A 17722-nucleotide genomic window follows, 5' to 3' on the forward strand; every position below is an offset into this window, starting at 1 on the left:
TAACTCTCTCTAATTAGGATGCTAAATGAAAAAATGAAGAATTTCAATTTCATTATTTCTTTTTTTGCATTTGCTTCGCTAATAATTCTTTCACTTGATTATACGATAATCCCGAATTTTCATTTAAACGTTTTACCTCCTCAACATCAGTACCTACCACTGTATATTTTTTCTCATCATTCATTTTTCCACTTCCCTTTCTACTGCATTATTTCTAATATTTTTCCCCTAAACTCTTATAAATTAATACAAATAAGGAAACTGTACGAAATTCAATAGCTAAAAAGGATTCAGTTACATAAGAGGAAAAGATAAAAAAATGTCGAATGTATATACTTGTTAAATTTAAGGGCTTGGAGGATACATTTTGAAAACATATGAGTTTAAACATAACATCCCAACATTAGAAGAGTACAAATATTTGTGTGATTCTGTTGGATGGACTGATTATATGAATTTTGATGTAGCAGATATTTCACTGAAGAATTCTATTCACTGCATCACAGTGAAAGATAATGAACAAATGATCGGCATGGGGAGAATTGTTGGTGATGGATCTATCTATTTCTATATTCAAGATATAGTGGTGCATCCAGAGTATCAGAAACACGGTATCGGGAAAGAAATCATGCATCGTTTAGTTGCATACTTACATGAGAATGCCCCTGATAAGGCGTTTGTCGGTTTGTTTGCATCACAAGATAAAGAATCATTCTATGAAAAATTTGATTTTAAGGATTACTCACCAAACATGACGGGGATGTTTACTGTCATTTCAAAATAATAAACATAATAGATTTTTAATTGTAAGGAAAGACTTCGATTCATATGAAGGAAAACGTTCTTGCAGTAAGAGTTTAACATTGCATACGAAAGGAGAGTACATATATGACTAATATGTACTCTCCTTTTATTTAACTTTTTACATATTAAATTTCTTAATAAAATTTCACTACATCTTCAGTAGGTAAGAAAGTTCTTTCTCCTGGTTGTTCATTTGGCTCACCAAATGGCATTTGTCCTACTAAGCTCCACTCTGCTGGAATGTTCCAAGTTTCTTTCACTTCAGCATCTACGATTGGATTGTAGTGTTGCAGGGATGCGCCAATTCCTTCAGCCGATAATAACATCCATACAGTATGTTGTAACATTGCATTTCCTTGATGAGACCAGAATGGGAACTGATCTTTATATAATGGTGCATTTTCTTGCATTTTTTCTACTGTTGCTTGATCTTCAAAGAATAACACAGTCCCAACACCTGTATGGAAACCTTTTAATCTTTCTACAGTCGCTTCAAAGTTTTCTGCTGGTACGCGGGCTCTTAGTGTTTCTTTAACAATATCCCAAAACTTTTCATGTTCTCCATCCATTAATACAACCATACGACCACTTTGCATATTGAAAGATGTTGGTGCGTGTAAAGCTGTTTTTAAAACTTCTTCAATTCTTTCTTTCGTAATTGCATCGTTTTTTGTTACTTTACGAATAGAACGACGGTTCACGATTGCTTCTTTTAATTTTGTTGTAGTTGCTGACATTTTAATTCCTCCAAATATTTGTTTTATAATTTATTTTGTTATTTCATAACAAGCGAATTAGCAATATCCATCTGTATTACATTGCATACCTTCAAATGAATTTGTTTTATCCTTTTCAATTTCTTTATCGATGACTCTTTGTAGCGTTTCTTTACTAGCAAGCCCTTGAATGACTTCATCTCCAATCATGACAGTTGGAACAGCCATAATATTTGCTTCATCATATGCATGCTGAATTGCTTCTTGATGCTTTTCTTTATATTTACGAGTTACTAAAGCATCTTTAAATTCAGCTTCAGGAAGACCTACTTCTACCGCTAATTTTGTTAAAACATCAATATCTTCAATGTTTTGCTCTTCTTGGAAAAATGCTGTGAATACGCGGTGATGATACTCATTTCCTAGTCCACGTTCTTTCGCAAATTGACATCCTTCGAAAGCTAAATGTGTATATGGATGCGGTGAAACACGCGGCAAACGCATATCGATTCCTAACTTCTTCGCAGTTGGAAGAATAAAAGCATCCCATGAGCCTAATTTTTCTGGCTCATTCCATGGATCTATTTTTGAATATGGACTTGGACGTAATTCAAATGGCATCCATTCAATTTCTACATCTTTCTCTTTCGCTACTTCATCTAATGGACCTTTTGCTAAAAAACAAAATGGACATATAAAATCTGAGTATACTTTCATTTTTACAGTCATACTTTTACACCTTACCTTTACAGTTGTAATCAAATCAGTTACATTAATAATAAAAAAATATAAATATGATTTAAGCATTCATTTTTTCTTGCAAAGTTTCAAACAAATGCCCCATCGTAATATTTCTCAAAATTTCTTCCATCGCGGATTGCGCTTGTATGAATATAACTTCTAACACCGCTTGAATATTTGCTCCGATTGGACAATCTGGATTTGGTTGCTCGTGAATATGAAATAGTTTGTCTTCTTCGACTACATTTACTGCATGGTATACATCTAACAATGTGATTTCATGTAAATCCTTTAATAATCCCGCACCACCTGGACCGCGATTTACATATACAAAACCAGCTTGTTTCAAGTACGACATCATTTTACGAATGACTACTGGATTTGTGTTTACACTTTCAGCTATATAGTCTGAAGTACAAAGTGAAGATGGATTGTTTTTCAAAATAGATAAAATATGAACAGCTATAGAAAAGCGGCTACTAATTTTCATCGTGATCACCACCTCGATGTAATCATTATAGTTACAACAAAAAGATAAGTCAATCCTTTTCATAGATTTTTTATAAGTAAATTAAAAAGTGTCCCATTATGATATATGAGACACCTCTTTTTATTCTGCAAATAGCGCTTGAAATTCTTCAATAAATAGCTGCACAGCGATGGAGGAATCCTTTAATGAAGGAACAGCTAAAGCAATTTCTCTCCATACTTGTGGTTCCAATTCTCTCGTTTGCACATTCTGTGGTAAATTCGTTAAAGATAATTCGGCTAATATTGCAATACCTAGCCCTTCTTGAATCATGTTTAAAGCTGTAGTAACGGTTGATATTACATACTCAGCCCGAAGTGGTACGTTTGCTTGTTTAAACATATCAATAATGGGTGGTTCGTATCCACCCTTACATAATATGATCGGTTCATTCTCTAAATCACTAATTGCAATAGAATCCTTCTTACAAAGAGGATGATCCTCTCTTAAGATAGCAACCATTTTCCCCTTCGTTAATGGGACAATCTCCATATCTTTATTAGGCAAAATAACAATTCCTATATCAACAACCCTCGATACTAACCAATCTTCAACTTCTTTAATCGTTCCTTCACAAAGAACAACTTCTAAGTTCGGATACTTCTCCTTAAAAAGGTTTATCATTTTGGGTAAGAAATGTGCAGAGGCACTCGGAAAACTCCCAATTCGAATCGTCCCAACTTCGTGTCCTTTCTCCATCGCAACTTCTTGTTCAATCTTCTCTACACCGTTCAAAATCTCTCTAATATGCACAAGAATTCTGTTTCCTACATCCGTAACGATTAGCCCTTTTCGTTTATCACGTATAAGAATCGTAACTCCTAACTCTGACTCAATACTTGAAATTGCATGACTTACAGCTGGCTGCGTCATATTTAACACCCGAGCAGCCTTCGTAAAACTACCTAACTCAACAGTTTTTATTAATACTTGCAGTTGTGTAATGGTCATAACTAATCACTTATACTCCTTATAAAAAAGATTCATTTTATTTATTACAGTCGATATCATATCATAGTGAAATGAATAACAACAAGGAGGTCTTACCGTGACACAGCTTTCTCGAACTAAGACGGCCATAATCCTTACCTTTCTCGTTTTCATGTGGGGAATCAATTGGCCTTTATCTAAGTTTGCCCTGCATTATACACCACCCGTTTTATTTGCAGGCGTTCGAACTTTAATTGGAGGATTCATTTTACTCCTTTTCGCATTACCGAAATACAAAGAGTTACACTTAAAAGAAACTTGGCATTTATACGTTATTTCTTCTTTACTTAACATCATTATATTTTACGGATTACAAACTGTAGGCCTTCAATATATGCCCGCTGGGTTATTTTCCGCCATTGTATTTCTACAACCTGTTTTACTCGGCATTTTCTCATGGATTTGGCTTGAAGAATCTATGTACGGCTTAAAAATTTTTGGGCTTGTTCTTGGATTTATAGGCGTAGGTGTCATTAGCTCTAGTAGTTTAACTGGACATATTTCTATTATTGGAATCCTTCTCGCGATAGGATGCGCTATTGGCTGGGCACTTGGCACAGTATTTATTAAGAAGACTGGGCACCGCGTTAATTCCATTTGGATGGTAACACTTCAGCTTATTATTGGCGGACTTTGCTTAATTGGATTTGGTTCAGAGTTTGAAAGCTGGTCTAGTATCGCTTGGAGTATACCATTTGTTAGTGTACTACTCTTTATTTCATTCTTTGTTATTGCAATGGGATGGCTTGCATACTTCACTCTTGTTGGAGCTGGTGAAGCAAGTAAAGTTGGGGCTTATACATTTCTTATTCCACTAATCGCTATTATTGTAAGTTCAATTTTCTTACATGAGGCCATTACTATTAGCTTATTCATCGGACTATTATTTATTGTGGTGAGTATTTGTTTCGTAAATATAAAGCCGAAAACACTTACTGTAAGGCAGCAGGTTGAAGTGAAATAAAAATGAAAAAGAGCCTGCTGGTGTGTAGGCTCTTTCTTATATCTTACTTTTTACGACGCACTACAAAAACACACGCCCCTACCGACGATACAATCGCCAAAATAGATAAGACAATCGCTATTACTTGCATATTACTAGTACCTTTATTCTGTTCTACACTAGACACTTCACCATGTTCTCCTGTTACTGACGTACCTTTTGCAATTGTAGTAAGTGAATGTGGTTTTTCAGCTTTTTCATCGCCTGTCCATTCAACAATTTCTCCGTCTTTATATTGTTGATATGCATCCCAAGCTATTTTTTGTTCTTTATCCGGATTTTTAGCGACGAAAGTAAATCGCTGGAACTGGCCAGGTAAAATCCCTTCTCCTGTTGCTTCCCATACTACAGTTTTCACTTTTCCAGCATTATCTTTTTGCTCTTCCACTTTCCATCCTGGTACTGGTTCATACTGTTGGAATTCCACTCCAGACGGTATTTTCAATGTAACTTTTGTCGTTGCTACATTCTTTTCAACTGGTACTTTTATCGTGTAAGTCTCCCAAGAATTAACGTCCGAAGTTGCTGGTTTCACAGTGACGTGCGCACTAACAGGTAACGAAAAAATGCCCATTGCAATAATTGTTGCGATCATTGTTGTGCCAATTTTTTTTATACGTTTCATTTTCTATTAACTCCTTTTTATTTATACCTTCTCTTTATCTGCCGCCTACTATAAATTTATAATCCGCATCAAAGCTATCAAGAAATTTTGTTAATCCGTGCACTTGTATATTCCAGTTTCCTGTCATGTTAATATACATACCTTCCGCTTCATATTCTCCTGGTGACACGGCCGAAACTTTAAATGAACCTTTCCCCATGTTCATATCCAATGATTGCGTAGTTAAAATAATTTGCTCCATATCAGTAACAGGTTGGCCATTTTCATCCCTTAAAGTAATATGGAATGTATTTTGTCCTACTTTATTAGGACTTACATGTAAAGTAAGTTCATACCCATTACCTAATTGCTTACTCTCTGTAAAAGGTCCAGTAGGAGGCATCGGTGGTGTTTGTACGTTTGTCATAAAAGCTACGATGACAAAGATGATAATTCCTATGATAAACTCTACTTTCACCGTAGCGCCTAATCCTTGCTCCGCTCTCATTTTCCCTTTCACATAGTGAACAATTCCCAATATCCCCATGAAAATGAATAAAAGTATCTTCGCTAATAAAGCTAAACCATACTTCGTATCAAATAACGAATGAATTGTTGGTATAAAGAATGTACTGTTAAAAAGACCTGTTATTAAAATCACGATGACAGCACCTGTTGCCCACGGTGAAAAACGCTTAATCATATCCCAATACATATTCCACTTGTCTTCCTCTTTACGTAAAAGAAGAATAATGGATGATAGACCTCCAACCCATAACGAAGCTGCGAATAAATGTAGAAAGTCCATAACGACCGCAATCTCTTTAAACTTTAAACCAAATGCATGACTATTAAAGGCTTTCATAACAAGTATCCCGATAAACAATAGTATTGGAATGCTCCATACTTTAAACGACGACAGCTTCTCACACTTCATCGCAAAATAAGTAACAATGATAAGCGAACTAATAAGAACCATTTGAGTAATCCACACATATCCAAAAACAGAAAGCTGTAATGTTTCTTTTAATAGTAATGGATCGAATGCTTCTAACCATGAAACATCAGCATTTATTTTCGCTTGCAATGGCAGATTGAATAATAAGCTAATCAATATACCCAATAATGAGATCCATATTATGTTCTTACTCCTTGATCGAACCGAGGTTGCATTCCCTTTATACATAATAAGATTAAAGAATAGCACTCCTATAAATAGTGAGAAACTTGTATATAAAACTCCACGTTCCATAATCATATCTATTTTCGGGACATACCCCATCTCTTCTACTTGTATATCGTCTGCTCCCGCTTCTGCTGACCCAATTCGGAACGGAATCACTCCTTGAATGGGATGCCCATCAGCAGAAATCACTTTCCACTGAATAGAGTAGAGTCCGTTTTTTAAATTTTCTTTTAACCCTACTTCTAATAATTTTTTATTTTCTTTATCAATATGAGCATCTTTTAAATCTACTCTTGTACCTGAGGTATCTCTTACAAACAATGTATTAAAATGCGAAACTTGTATATCCTCATCAAATTCAATTTTCACTGCAGATGGTGCTTTCTTCAACGTTTCATTTTCAGTAGGGTTTGATTTCACAATGTACGCATGAGCAGATGCGCTTTTCGGCATCGATATAATAAGCATACATACAATTAATAACCATGCCCCTAACCTTCTCATTACTTTCACACTCATTTCACTTCTTTCTTCCTCATCGCTCTATTTTCATTACATCTACTTACCAAGTCGATTACTTGAATAAATATTAACCTGATTAAATATAAACTTCTATACAGTAAAACTCTTTATTTCTCTTCCACCTCAAAACTTCTAATATAATAGTAACTACCTTCACAGATACAACTTACATTTTTAAAGTCGATTGTTATTATATCATAAAATATATTTATGTAAGTTCCTAAAGAAGAAAGGTTATCGTGAATTATTTGTGAAGAAAGTGTGAAATACATAAATAAAAAAGGCATTACGTTATTACGCAATACCCTTCTTCCATCATTAAATTTCTTTACTTCTCTTCTGGATAATCACAATACTCAATGATTGTTCCCTCTGTATCCGCTGGGTTAAGATATATTAATCTTCTACCGTGCTTATTAATTCGAAGTGTATGCTCTAATGTCCGAATACCTTGTTCTTTTAACTCTTCTAGAGCTACATCTAAATCATCGACACGATACGCAACGTGATGAACACCTTTACCTTTTTGTTTTATAAATCGTGCAATTGGAGATGTCGTATTATTCGTAGGCGCAAGTAATTCAATTCTATCTCCATCCACTTCAAGAATGGCTACTTCGCTTTCCACACCAGGAGCTTCACTTACGTAACGATCTATTAACGTTCCTAACAACACCTTTTCATAAAAACGTATCGTACTATCTATATCTCGAATTGCGATGCCGATATGATCAATTGTTTTTTTCATTTTATTTCCCCTACAACTTTATTTTCTTTCATTATTAATAGTAACAAAAAAAGTTATAGAAACAAGTTCTATAACTTTTTTATTTAACCTATTTTCTTATTCGCACTAGCTGGTTGAACTTGATTTTTTGCTTTTAAAACGCTAATGCCATATCCGATAAATCCACCGATAATCGCTGGGAAGATCCATCCTAATCCTACTTCTTGCATCGGAAGGAATTTAGTGAACACTCGGCTTACTACTTCAATGTTAACTCCAGCTGCACTTAATCCATCGAATAAGCTGATGATAAATGTTACGATTAAGCTCACTTGATAAACTTCAGCTCTTCCTTTGAATAATGAATGGAAGAATGTTAAGAAAATCAATACGATTGCTAGTGGATAAATTGCTGTTAGTACTGGAACAGAAACTGCGATTAATTGTGTTAATCCTACGTTTGCAACAATTGCACTAAATACACATAGCGTGATGGCAATCGCTTTGTAAGGAATATTTGGGAATAACTTATGGAAGAATGAAGAACATGCTGATACAAGTCCCACACTAGTTGTTAAACACGCTACTGTAATCATTAATCCTAATAATACTCCACCATATGATCCGAAATAGTAATTAGAAACTTTCGCTAATACTTCTCCGCCGTTCTCTAAATGTCCAAGCTTCGCAACACTTGAAGCACCCATATAAGAAAGAGCTGTATAGATAATTGCTAAAATAGATGCTGCAATGATTGTCGCTTTTGCACAAACGATCATGATCTGTGTTTTCGTTTTCGCACCTTTTTCTTTAATTGCATTAATAATGATGATTCCAAATACGAATGATGCAAGCGTGTCCATTGTTAAGTATCCTTCTTGGAACCCTTTAAAGAATGCATGTGATGTATAAGCTTCCACTGGTGCTTGCATATCTCCAATCGGATGAACAAAAGCAACGATTACTAAAATACCGATGAAAGTTAACTTAATTGGCGTTAAGATTTTCCCAACAATATCGACAATTTTCGCAGGATTTAGCGAAAAAAAACAAGTGATGCTAAAGAATACAATTGTGAAAAGAATTAAAGGTGTAGAACCTAATCCTTCTGGCATAAACGGTTTAAGACCAATTTCATAAGAAACATTTCCTGTTCTTGGTATTGCAAATAACGGGCCAATCGCTAAGTATAAAACTGTTGTAAACACAATCCCGAATACTGGGTGAGCACGACTTGCTAATGACTGTAAATCATCTTTACCCGAAAAACCAAATGCTAGTACACCTAGTAGTGGTAATCCAACACCCGTTACTAAAAATCCAGCGTTAGCAATCCATACATTCTCTCCTGCCGATTGACCGAGCATTGCCGGGAATATTAAATTTCCTGCTCCAAAAAATAGTGCAAATAACATTAATCCAATAACTACTATGAACGAAAATGGTACTTTATTCGCCATAATATAACCCCCATTCAAATTTCCTTATCTCATTTTCCAATTTTAACTAATTGAATTTTCTGAATATTTAATTCAAGTATCAATTATTCTTGAACTCATTATAGTTTGATATATAATATTTTGCAATACTATTTTCAAACTTTTCATTTATTTTATAAATATACATTTTTTAACATAGAAATAGACTAAAAAACCAACATGGTCATCCATGTTGGTTTTTACATTTACTATTAATTAAAATTTCGCCGCTACTTTCTTAACGTTCTCTAAACCTTCTTCAACAATTTGTTGTGAGCGATCTGGATATTGATTGTGCCCTTCAATTACAACAGTCTCTGGATTTGTAATTCCCCAGAATCCAAGTACAGTTGTTACGTAATTAACTGCCATTTCCATAGGAGCCATTTGTTCTGAAGAGTAATCTGAACCACGAGCACCTAACACAACTACTTTCTTACCACCAGCTAAACCTTCTGGACCATTCGCTGTATATTTAAACGTTTTTCCAGCTTGTGATAAGTATGAAATATACGTGATTAATGGTGCTGGCACTGTGAAGTTCCATAGTGGGAACGCAAATACAACTTTATCAGCTTCTAAAAACTGATTTAAATATTGATCTACCTTAGCTACAGCCTTCTCTTCTTCTGCTGTTAACTCTATTCCTTGACTACGTTTATACCCACCTGAAATAGCGATATTTCCGTAATACGGCAGATTTAATGCGAATAAATCTAACTCCGTAATTTCTGTATTTGGGTTCGCTTCTTTATAAGCACTTACAAATGTTTCATACATTCTTGAACTAACTGCTTGCTCCGCCGGACGATCGTTTGCTTTTACAAATAATACTTTTGACATTGTTTTATTCCCCTCTACTTTTGTATTTTCTTCTTTTTTACCAAATAATGAGCTAAATAATCCCACTTTCTTCACCTAAACTTTCTTATCATATTCATTATTCATCATCATAAAAATTCTTATTCTAGTAAAAAGTTCCAATAGATACCTTAAGTAAAAACACAAAAAACTTTTTGTTATTTAATTACCTTATGTAAGTGATTGTAATACAGTAACTTACTTTAGTCAAGTAACTTTAAATAAAAAATAATATCTCGAATTAAAAATAATGACCACAATACAATTCATACACCCATTGTAACTTTATTGTTTGTATAATGGATGTAGAGAGGGCAATTCATATTTAGAAAGGATTTACTCATGAGCACTATAGAAAAGATTCAAACTTTTATTATTCTTTTTGCTGTTACATGCGGCATCGTACTCGGACAATTTCATTTGATACATATGTATTCAGAGCAATTTATTGTCCCCTTCTTATTTTTCATGCTGTATGGATTATTTCTCAGCATTCCATTGAAAGAAATAAAAAATGGATTTCACAATTTAAAATTCGCTGGAACGAGCCTTACTATTAATTTTGTATGGACACCTTTACTCGCTTGGGGATTAGGTGCACTATTTCTTTCAGATCACCCAGCACTTTGGGTTGGATTTATTATGTTAATGGTTACTCCATGTACAGATTGGTACTTAATCTTTACTGAAATAGCGAAAGGAAATGTAGCACTTTCTACTGCAATTTTGCCTGTAAATTTAATTTTGCAAGTACTACTCCTTCCCATTTATTTATTTTTATTTGCTGGTGTCATGAAGACTGTAGCGGTTTCTGTTTTAGTAGAAAGTATTGTTATTGTAATCGCCTTGCCATTTGTACTTGCACACGCTACAAAATTCATTATGTATAAAATGAAAGAAGCTGAAACACTCGAGAATAAACTCATTCCTGTTCTATTGTTCTTCATCATTAATTTCGTACTCGGACAATTTATCGGACGCATTATGCGTTTATCTTATAAAGATACAGTAAGTTTAAACTTAACAACATTAGCAAGAAACTCACCTGTTGCACTTGCTATTGCTGTAACAGCTTTTCCAGACGAGCCTCTTATCGCACTTGCACTCGTTATTGGACCGTTGATTGAACTGCCAGTACTTGCTTGTGTTTCACAAGTGTTGTTACTTATTAAGACAAAACGGCAATACACATAATAAAAAACGTCCTATTTTAGGACGTTTTTTATTTTTGAAAAATCTCATACAACACTTATTTCTTATTTATCATTACAAATGAAATAACCGAAACTAAAAACGTAATAATACCAATTATAATAAATAAAATAGAAGCTGAAATTGACTCTAAGAAATATCCTGTTATTGCAATTCCAACTGGAGTAGATACTAATAATAACGAACTTAAAAAACCGAAAAATCTTCCTTGCACTTCATTTGGAATTAACTTTCTATACAACACTCCAAAATATACATTACTTACCCCAAATGCAATTCCTGACAGAAAATAATAAACTGAAAATAATACCGGATTTAACGTCGTACCCATTGCAGCATTAAAAATCCCCATAATAGCAGTACATATAAAAGCAGTCGTAATCGTTTTATATGTACGAATCTTTTTCGTAATAAATGCTCCTATTAAAATCCCTATCGGTGATGCCGCAAAAACTATACTATACCACTGCATAGATAGATCCATCTCTCTAACAACGATTACTTGCAGTGATAGCATACACGCCGCTCCAAGCAAATTAATGATTGCAGCGCTCATAAGCAACATTTTCAATGATTGATTACTTTTTAAAAGTGAGAACCCCTCTTTAAATTCTTCATAAAAAGGCTTTTTCTTTTCTATTTTCAGTTCACGTGGAAATTTAATTTTCATTAAAATTAAAAACGATATAAAGAATGTAAGTGCATCTAACATAAATACTCCATTAAAATTAAAAAGCTAGCCATTAAAGGAATGGCTACCGATATGATTTGTATTGAGATTTGTCTCAGCGTAATCGCCTGTTGAACATGCTTTTCTTCCACATATGTTACTAATGCTGCATTTGAAGCTGGAGTAAATAAAGCACTCCCAATTGAACGTATAATAAGTAACAGTAGTAACGGAATGTACAACATTTTATTATAAAATGCTATTACCGCGATGATAATCATAACGATACATCTCATAACATCCGCCATTATCATAAGCTTTCTTCGCGACATTCGATCTGCTAACGTTCCTGTTACAGGTGCAAACAGAATTGCCGTCGTTGCTATTGCAATGTTTACCCCAGAAACAAGTATTGGAGAATTCGTTAATTTCATTACCCATAACGGTAAAACGAGCGTAACCATTGAATTGCCTATCAAAGAAATACAACTTGCTAAGAAAAAATACGAAAAAACTTTATTGCTCCAAATACTATCACTAGTGCTATCCTCTTTTAAACTTCCAACTTGATTATTCACTACGCCCTCCGGTTTCTTCTTCTATATTTTCTTTAATTCTTTCGCTTCTGTATCACCACCTTTCTAATTCTCCATTTATATGACAAAAAACCTTCTTCAAAATCAGAAGAAGGTTTACTTATACCCATTTTCTTATCTATTAGGACTTTTAGATCCTACAGGATTTAGCACCTTTATATAACATTAGGTTGCTGAGGTTTCAAAGGGCCAGTCCCTCCACCTCTCTTAATAAGAAGTTTTTATTAAAATATCTGAATTTATTATATATTACATCAAAATAATTTCAATATGTTTTTCTATACAGTTAAAAGAGGATGACATCCATCATCCTCTTTTAACAAATTTATCATTACATTAACAAAGCCTTCCTAATTAAAAATTATCGGAAACGTAAATATAACGAAAGCTGCCCAAAGTCCGTAGATTGGTAAATACTTCGTAACGGCATTTTGGATAGCTATTGGTCCTGATTTGTTTTGCAAGAAACGCATATAGGAAAACATAATCCAAATTAGATTTGCCCAGATCAGTATGTTTACCCCTAACACAGCAAGTCTATTAGGTGTAATCCCGTAAGAAGAAAGTCTGAATATGATGGCTGACAAAGCCACAGTGTCAATAATAAGCGCCAGAACAATTAAGGCAAAATTTATATAATCTGAAATGTTCTTTTTCTCATCTGAGTCACTCTCAACAATAGAAAATATAGTAACAGCCAATACACCAAGGAGTATTCCGTTGAAGACCATTAAGAAATTGCGGTCCAAGAACGGATTTTTTCCGACCCATATAACTGTTATAAGATAGATCAACAATGTGATCAGGACAAGAGGACTAAAAATTTTAGATATGTATGGTGTAATATTTTTAGCAAGTTTAAGATTCATTGATACTAAATATGCAGCCACAATAGCGAGAGCAGCAGCACCAAATAACACAACATTACTAAAATAGAATTCTCCTATATCCAAGTCAACGAAGCTAAATAACTTCATGGTGAATACTGCTAATACCATTCCGCTCACTGCCATACTCGCGTAGAGAAGACAATATTCTAAATTAAATTTAATATAAGCTAATCTTGTACTACCTTTTGAATATTCATTTCCTGTAAAGGCAATCCCTACTAAAACCCATAACATTATAGGAAAATGTAAATAAGCAAGGATACTGCTGTCTTTATAATTTAATGGCAACATATTAAGATACAATCCGGAAATTAGTAACAACGCCGCAAGGAAATAAATAATACTTTTTTTCGGAGTATTATTGTAAATAAAATAAGCAACAATAAAAGGAATTACACCAAAAGCTAGGTTAATGGGAGCAATTGCTTCCTGCTCGACAAAGTGGAAAATGATTCTGGTGCTTAGTCCAGCTAGAATAGCTAACATACCCATGAATAAGAAACCTTTTTGAAACAGCGATATTTTTTCTTTATTTGCCGTCTCCTTGAAATGCAATCTTTCGTACCAAGCAGCTAGTACCTGAGAATCAGGTTTTTCATCCCATGCTTGTGAGAATGACTTTTTAAAAACTTTCGGGTCTTTTCTATACATTCTCTCCAACTCATGAGGGTTATCCATATTTTCAATAATCAAATTGTTAATGTCCATATTTATACCTCCTCTAATTAAAAAAACAACATTTTTATCTTTTTCATAAAAAGCACCACACTTATTTATTCTGATTTCGATTTTATTATAAATCTTATCGTTTTACAATAATTTTTTATTATTTTAGGTGATATTTTTATTGTGCATTTTTACAAACATCAGTGTAAGTAATTTTGTTTTTTATTGACATGAGTAAATTAATAATTTCTTAAGAATCTATTAAGAAATAAGTGAGTTTTAGGAAATAGAATAGATTTGTGAGAAGAGAATTGATGATTCAAACAGATGCTCTTAGAACATGTCAAAAAACTAATAAAAGAATCAATTTAATAATTGTTTCTTTTCCTCAGTTGAAGTGGCAGAATTTTAGAAGTATGTTTTTGAAAGTGGGAGCGAAGTGTCCCTCAAACCCAAGAAACTCTCCTTCGTTTCGCTTGTTATAGGCAATGATTTCTTTAGCTTTCACACGATAAAGTTGTGTATAAATTGCTTCATAATCGTAGCCCGCATCCAATGTACCATATTGAATCGTCAATGACGAAAGCCACTCTTGAAAGCCCTTTAATAAAGGAATCGCGGCTTTTCCATCGTTTAAACTTGAGGATTATGAAATTGATTCAAATAAATATTTTAGGAGGTTTTTATGAAAAAAATGACTACTACAATTCCTACGTCTACTATATTATCGACTAATTTTACAGAAAATACTTATGTAGCTTCAGACACAGAAGTTTCCTTTACAAGTCCCTACAATATTAATCCAATAGCCAAATGGTTAGAAGAGCATGCAAAGCCTTTAAAAACAACTAATCCAACTGCATCTCTTAATGATTTAAAACCACTGAAGGATATGGTAGGATCAGCTTCAATCGTGGGTTTAGGTGAAACTACGCATGGGGCTCATGAAGTTTTTACAATGAAACATCGCATTGTTCATTATTTAGTATCTGAAAAAGGCTTTACCAACTTAGTTTTAGAAGAGGGGTGGGACAGAGCTTTAAAACTTGATCGTTATGTTCTTACTGGTAAAGGGAACCCAAACCAACATCTATCACCTGAATTTAACACGAAAGAGATAGTAGATCTTATTAATTGGATACAAGGATATAATGCTGATCCAAAACATAAATCCAAAGTGCGTGTCATTGGGATGGATATACAATCAGTAAGCAAAAATATTTATAATAATATAATAGAATATGTACGCAGAAACAATCCAAAGCTTTTGCCTAGTTTAGAAGAGAAGATAAAAGACCTTATTCCTGTAACAAAGGATATTAATATCTTTAGCGGCCTTACGAAAGAAAATAAAGAAAAATATATTTCAAATGCTAAACAAATCAATACTTTATTAGAACAAAATAAAAATACTCTAAATGGAAATTCCAAAGAGTTTGCATGGATAAAACAAACTGCCCGTATTATCGAGCAGTTTACTACAATGGCAGCATCATTTCCTGATAACCCATCGGATTTTTTTTTGAAACATGATATTGCAATGTATGAAAATGTGAAGTGGACAGAAGAACACCTAGGAAAAACAATTGTATGGGCACATAATGGACACGTTTCGAAAACAAATATGATACCTTTTATATACCCTAAAGTAGCAGGGCAACATTTAGCAGAACATTATAGAAAACGGTATGTATCTATTGGAACCTCTGTTTCTGAAGGCCGATATAATGTTTATAATAGTAACCGTGAATTTGGTCCATATGGAATATTAAAATCAGATGATCCAAACAGCTATAACTATACCTTTGGACAAGTAAAAAATGACCAATTTTTACTTGATTTACGTAAAGCAAACGGAATAACAAATACTTGGTTAAACGAAAAACATCCAATTTTTTCCGGAATAACTACCGAAGGCCCTGACATACCGAAAACTGTTGATATATCATTAGGTAAATCGTTTGACATACTTGTTCAAATTCAAAAAGTGAGTCCATCTCAACTAAATCATTAAATCTTTAATAATGTGGCTCACAAGGTATAGTATCGATGGTAGTGTGAGTGACAATCAAGTCATTTAAAACATACTAGCGTTGTTTAAAAATGTCAGTCACGTTATTTCATTAAGGGGTCACTTAATGGAATAACGGTTACAAAGCTAATCAAACATTTTTATAAAAAATGATTCAGTTGAATATATTAAAAGCGTGTTTTAATCAATCTTTTTTCAAAACACACTTTTCTATTTGCTCTTTTATCATCGTTTATAGAGTTAGTTTAATTAAACTTTATTTCAGGGCTACATCAAAAAAGCACCCCCTTCTAGCAAGGCGACTGAAAAAGTGAAAGCTTTGAAAAAATATCATATATCTTTTCAATATATCTAAAAAGAAAAAGAAGGTAACCGCCTGTATGTAGTAGATGGTTACCTTCTTTTTCTTATGAAGTGGACTTTTTCAGTGCCCTCCTTCTAACTAAGGAGTTTTTTATCCGCAAAGGTTCATTTTTTCGAATAATCGAATCTTTTATGTTAATAGGAAATTGTATTGTACAAGAAAATACATTTTTTTCAGGAATATAAATATTAATATCTTATATCCCCTTATCTATCATTCATAGAGGAAAAATAATCTGATAATCCTATTTCATTTTTTAAATCTAAATATATTAACTCTAATTGTTCCATAGCAGAATTTCCACATACACTTATATAATATTCTTCATTTATTTTTGATGATGTAACAAATGCCTCTTTTGATTCTTTTTCATACAACGTTTTAACAAAATTCTCATTTTCAGATATCGGTACACTAAATGATTCTAACGGAATTACCATACCTAACCCCTTATATTTTATATAACTCTCTTTCGCTGTCCAAATTCTAAAAAACTCCATCTCAAGAACCTTTGAATCCAATTTGGTTAAATATTCTTTTTCTTCCTTACTAAAATAGCTAGCAATATTTAAGAAATCCAAAGATTCTATTTTTTCAACATCTACACCTATTTCAGATTCTGCAATACCTATAAATACCCATTCTCCTGAATGAGAAATGTTAAAACAATACCCAACATGATTTACTATTTTTTTCTTACCAAATTCATCTTCCTCTAATTTTATATCTTCTATATTGGCATTTACTTTTTTTGCGATAAAATATTTCACAAGGAAATTTCCTAATACTGTCCTCTGTCTATCCTCATACTTTCTCATTTCATCCACTTTTACCTTTATAAAATCATCCATAACAGAATATAACCTTTGGTAATTTGCTTTGTTCATATTTAATATATTTGCTAAATAAAGTTCTAACATGTTTTATAAACCTTTCATTAATTATATTCTTACTCAAAAGTTTTACGTATATATCATTCTTCAAAAATTAAGATCATACCATCTCCTCAAAGTGCAAAGAGAATAGTATGACCTTAAATTCATGTTACTAACCATGATAGATGATAAAATACATTCTACTATGTTTTAAAAATAATAGAATCCCTCTACTTCAATTTAATAAACTCAGCAA

Annotated in this window: 16 protein-coding genes, 2 pseudogenes and 1 riboswitch; of the genes and pseudogenes, 4 read left to right on the forward strand and 14 right to left on the reverse strand. The window is 33.2% G+C overall.

Annotated features, from left to right (window positions below; genetic code table 11):
• Window positions 1-52: 52 nt before the first annotated feature.
• Window positions 53-184, reverse strand: coding sequence for a hypothetical protein (locus JDS82_RS30060; protein WP_000997338.1), 132 nt, complete (start codon window positions 182-184; stop codon window positions 53-55).
• A 183-nt stretch (window positions 185-367) separates the two neighbouring features.
• Here JDS82_RS30060 and JDS82_RS12135 point away from each other — a divergent pair, with 183 nt between their 5' ends.
• The gene (locus tag JDS82_RS12135) at window positions 368-784 is read left to right on the forward strand and encodes a GNAT family N-acetyltransferase (protein ID WP_048566572.1); all 417 of its coding nucleotides are present in this window, start codon (window positions 368-370) and stop codon (window positions 782-784) included.
• A gap of 154 nt (window positions 785-938) precedes the next feature.
• Here the strand turns inward: JDS82_RS12135 and JDS82_RS12140 are convergent, their stop codons facing one another.
• The 4 genes from JDS82_RS12140 to JDS82_RS12155 all read right to left on the reverse strand — a co-directional run bounded on the left by JDS82_RS12140 (window position 939) and on the right by JDS82_RS12155 (window position 3741).
• Complete coding sequence (locus tag JDS82_RS12140; RefSeq protein ID WP_001277006.1) at window positions 939-1541, reverse strand: nitroreductase family protein; 603 nt, start codon at window positions 1539-1541, stop codon at window positions 939-941.
• 57 nt (window positions 1542-1598) lie between these two features.
• Window positions 1599-2249: a DsbA family oxidoreductase gene (locus JDS82_RS12145; RefSeq protein ID WP_000216675.1), complete on the reverse strand. Its 651-nt coding sequence runs from the start codon at window positions 2247-2249 to the stop codon at window positions 1599-1601.
• Window positions 2250-2319: 70 nt separating this feature from the next.
• A complete protein-coding gene (locus JDS82_RS12150) occupies window positions 2320-2751 on the reverse strand; it encodes an Rrf2 family transcriptional regulator (RefSeq protein ID WP_199713383.1) in 432 nt (143 codons plus the stop codon).
• A gap of 120 nt (window positions 2752-2871) precedes the next feature.
• On the reverse strand, window positions 2872-3741 hold the full coding sequence (locus JDS82_RS12155; protein WP_000156765.1) for a LysR family transcriptional regulator: 870 nt from the start codon (window positions 3739-3741) through the stop codon (window positions 2872-2874).
• A gap of 97 nt (window positions 3742-3838) precedes the next feature.
• Between JDS82_RS12155 and JDS82_RS12160 the strand changes: the two genes are divergently transcribed.
• Entirely contained in the window at window positions 3839-4744 is a 906-nt protein-coding gene (locus tag JDS82_RS12160; RefSeq protein ID WP_000192803.1) for a DMT family transporter, read from the forward strand.
• A gap of 43 nt (window positions 4745-4787) precedes the next feature.
• On the opposite strand, the gene JDS82_RS12165 is transcribed toward JDS82_RS12160, so the two are convergent.
• The 5 genes from JDS82_RS12165 to JDS82_RS12185 all read right to left on the reverse strand — a co-directional run bounded on the left by JDS82_RS12165 (window position 4788) and on the right by JDS82_RS12185 (window position 10209).
• On the reverse strand, window positions 4788-5408 hold the full coding sequence (locus tag JDS82_RS12165) for a YcnI family copper-binding membrane protein (protein ID WP_199713384.1): 621 nt from the start codon (window positions 5406-5408) through the stop codon (window positions 4788-4790).
• 34 nt (window positions 5409-5442) lie between these two features.
• Entirely contained in the window at window positions 5443-7092 is a 1650-nt protein-coding gene (locus tag JDS82_RS12170) for a copper resistance CopC/CopD family protein (RefSeq protein WP_199713385.1), read from the reverse strand.
• A 331-nt stretch (window positions 7093-7423) separates the two neighbouring features.
• Window positions 7424-7843 (reverse strand): VOC family protein, encoded by a 420-nt coding sequence (locus JDS82_RS12175; RefSeq protein WP_199713386.1) that lies wholly within the window; start codon window positions 7841-7843, stop codon window positions 7424-7426.
• A gap of 83 nt (window positions 7844-7926) precedes the next feature.
• Entirely contained in the window at window positions 7927-9282 is a 1356-nt protein-coding gene (brnQ, locus tag JDS82_RS12180) for a branched-chain amino acid transport system II carrier protein (protein ID WP_048561114.1), read from the reverse strand.
• 234 nt (window positions 9283-9516) lie between these two features.
• Entirely contained in the window at window positions 9517-10209 is a 693-nt protein-coding gene (locus JDS82_RS12185; RefSeq protein ID WP_199713387.1) for an FMN-dependent NADH-azoreductase, read from the reverse strand.
• Window positions 10210-10503: 294 nt separating this feature from the next.
• Here JDS82_RS12185 and JDS82_RS12190 point away from each other — a divergent pair, with 294 nt between their 5' ends.
• Window positions 10504-11355: an arsenic resistance protein gene (locus JDS82_RS12190; RefSeq protein WP_199713388.1), complete on the forward strand. Its 852-nt coding sequence runs from the start codon at window positions 10504-10506 to the stop codon at window positions 11353-11355.
• A 55-nt stretch (window positions 11356-11410) separates the two neighbouring features.
• On the opposite strand, the pseudogene JDS82_RS12195 reads toward JDS82_RS12190, so the two are convergent.
• The 3 genes and pseudogenes from JDS82_RS12195 to JDS82_RS29730 form a co-directional block, all read right to left on the reverse strand.
• Window positions 11411-12621, reverse strand: a pseudogene (locus JDS82_RS12195) (MFS transporter).
• Between the two features lie 129 nt (window positions 12622-12750).
• Window positions 12751-12856: riboswitch (SAM riboswitch) on the reverse strand.
• A gap of 133 nt (window positions 12857-12989) precedes the next feature.
• The gene (locus JDS82_RS12200; RefSeq protein ID WP_000354057.1) at window positions 12990-14237 is read right to left on the reverse strand and encodes a DUF4153 domain-containing protein; all 1248 of its coding nucleotides are present in this window, start codon (window positions 14235-14237) and stop codon (window positions 12990-12992) included.
• Between the two features lie 385 nt (window positions 14238-14622).
• Window positions 14623-14841, reverse strand: a pseudogene (locus tag JDS82_RS29730) (IS5/IS1182 family transposase); the annotation flags it as partial.
• A 39-nt stretch (window positions 14842-14880) separates the two neighbouring features.
• Here JDS82_RS29730 and JDS82_RS12205 point away from each other — a divergent pair.
• On the forward strand, window positions 14881-16209 hold the full coding sequence (locus JDS82_RS12205; protein ID WP_199713389.1) for an erythromycin esterase family protein: 1329 nt from the start codon (window positions 14881-14883) through the stop codon (window positions 16207-16209).
• Window positions 16210-16797: 588 nt separating this feature from the next.
• On the opposite strand, the gene JDS82_RS12210 is transcribed toward JDS82_RS12205, so the two are convergent.
• Window positions 16798-17511 carry a 4'-phosphopantetheinyl transferase family protein gene (locus JDS82_RS12210; RefSeq protein ID WP_000891975.1) on the reverse strand — a complete coding sequence of 238 codons (714 nt, stop codon included), beginning with the start codon at window positions 17509-17511 and terminating at the stop codon, window positions 16798-16800.
• Window positions 17512-17722 lie beyond the last annotated feature (211 nt).

The organism is Bacillus cereus group sp. N14 (genome assembly GCF_016483555.1).
Classification (GTDB): domain Bacteria; phylum Bacillota; class Bacilli; order Bacillales; family Bacillaceae_G; genus Bacillus_A; species Bacillus_A wiedmannii.

Bases quoted from the DNA above. Each gene is read 5' to 3' on its own strand.
- JDS82_RS30060 (WP_000997338.1), bottom strand. From the start codon at position 184: ATGAATGATGAGAAAAAATATACAGTGGTAGGTACTGATGTTGAGGAG.
- JDS82_RS12140 (WP_001277006.1), bottom strand. From the start codon at position 1,541: ATGTCAGCAACTACAACAAAATTAAAAGAAGCAATCGTGAACCGTCGT.
- JDS82_RS12145 (WP_000216675.1), bottom strand. From the start codon at position 2,249: ATGACTGTAAAAATGAAAGTATACTCAGATTTTATATGTCCATTTTGT.
- JDS82_RS12150 (WP_199713383.1), bottom strand. From the start codon at position 2,751: ATGAAAATTAGTAGCCGCTTTTCTATAGCTGTTCATATTTTATCTATT.
- JDS82_RS12155 (WP_000156765.1), bottom strand. From the start codon at position 3,741: ATGACCATTACACAACTGCAAGTATTAATAAAAACTGTTGAGTTAGGT.
- JDS82_RS12165 (WP_199713384.1), bottom strand. From the start codon at position 5,408: ATGAAACGTATAAAAAAAATTGGCACAACAATGATCGCAACAATTATT.
- JDS82_RS12170 (WP_199713385.1), bottom strand. From the start codon at position 7,092: ATGAGTGTGAAAGTAATGAGAAGGTTAGGGGCATGGTTATTAATTGTA.
- JDS82_RS12175 (WP_199713386.1), bottom strand. From the start codon at position 7,843: ATGAAAAAAACAATTGATCATATCGGCATCGCAATTCGAGATATAGAT.
- brnQ (WP_048561114.1), bottom strand. From the start codon at position 9,282: ATGGCGAATAAAGTACCATTTTCGTTCATAGTAGTTATTGGATTAATG.
- JDS82_RS12190 (WP_199713388.1), top strand. From the start codon at position 10,504: ATGAGCACTATAGAAAAGATTCAAACTTTTATTATTCTTTTTGCTGTT.
- JDS82_RS12200 (WP_000354057.1), bottom strand. From the start codon at position 14,237: ATGGACATTAACAATTTGATTATTGAAAATATGGATAACCCTCATGAG.
- JDS82_RS12205 (WP_199713389.1), top strand. From the start codon at position 14,881: ATGAAAAAAATGACTACTACAATTCCTACGTCTACTATATTATCGACT.
- JDS82_RS12210 (WP_000891975.1), bottom strand. From the start codon at position 17,511: ATGTTAGAACTTTATTTAGCAAATATATTAAATATGAACAAAGCAAAT.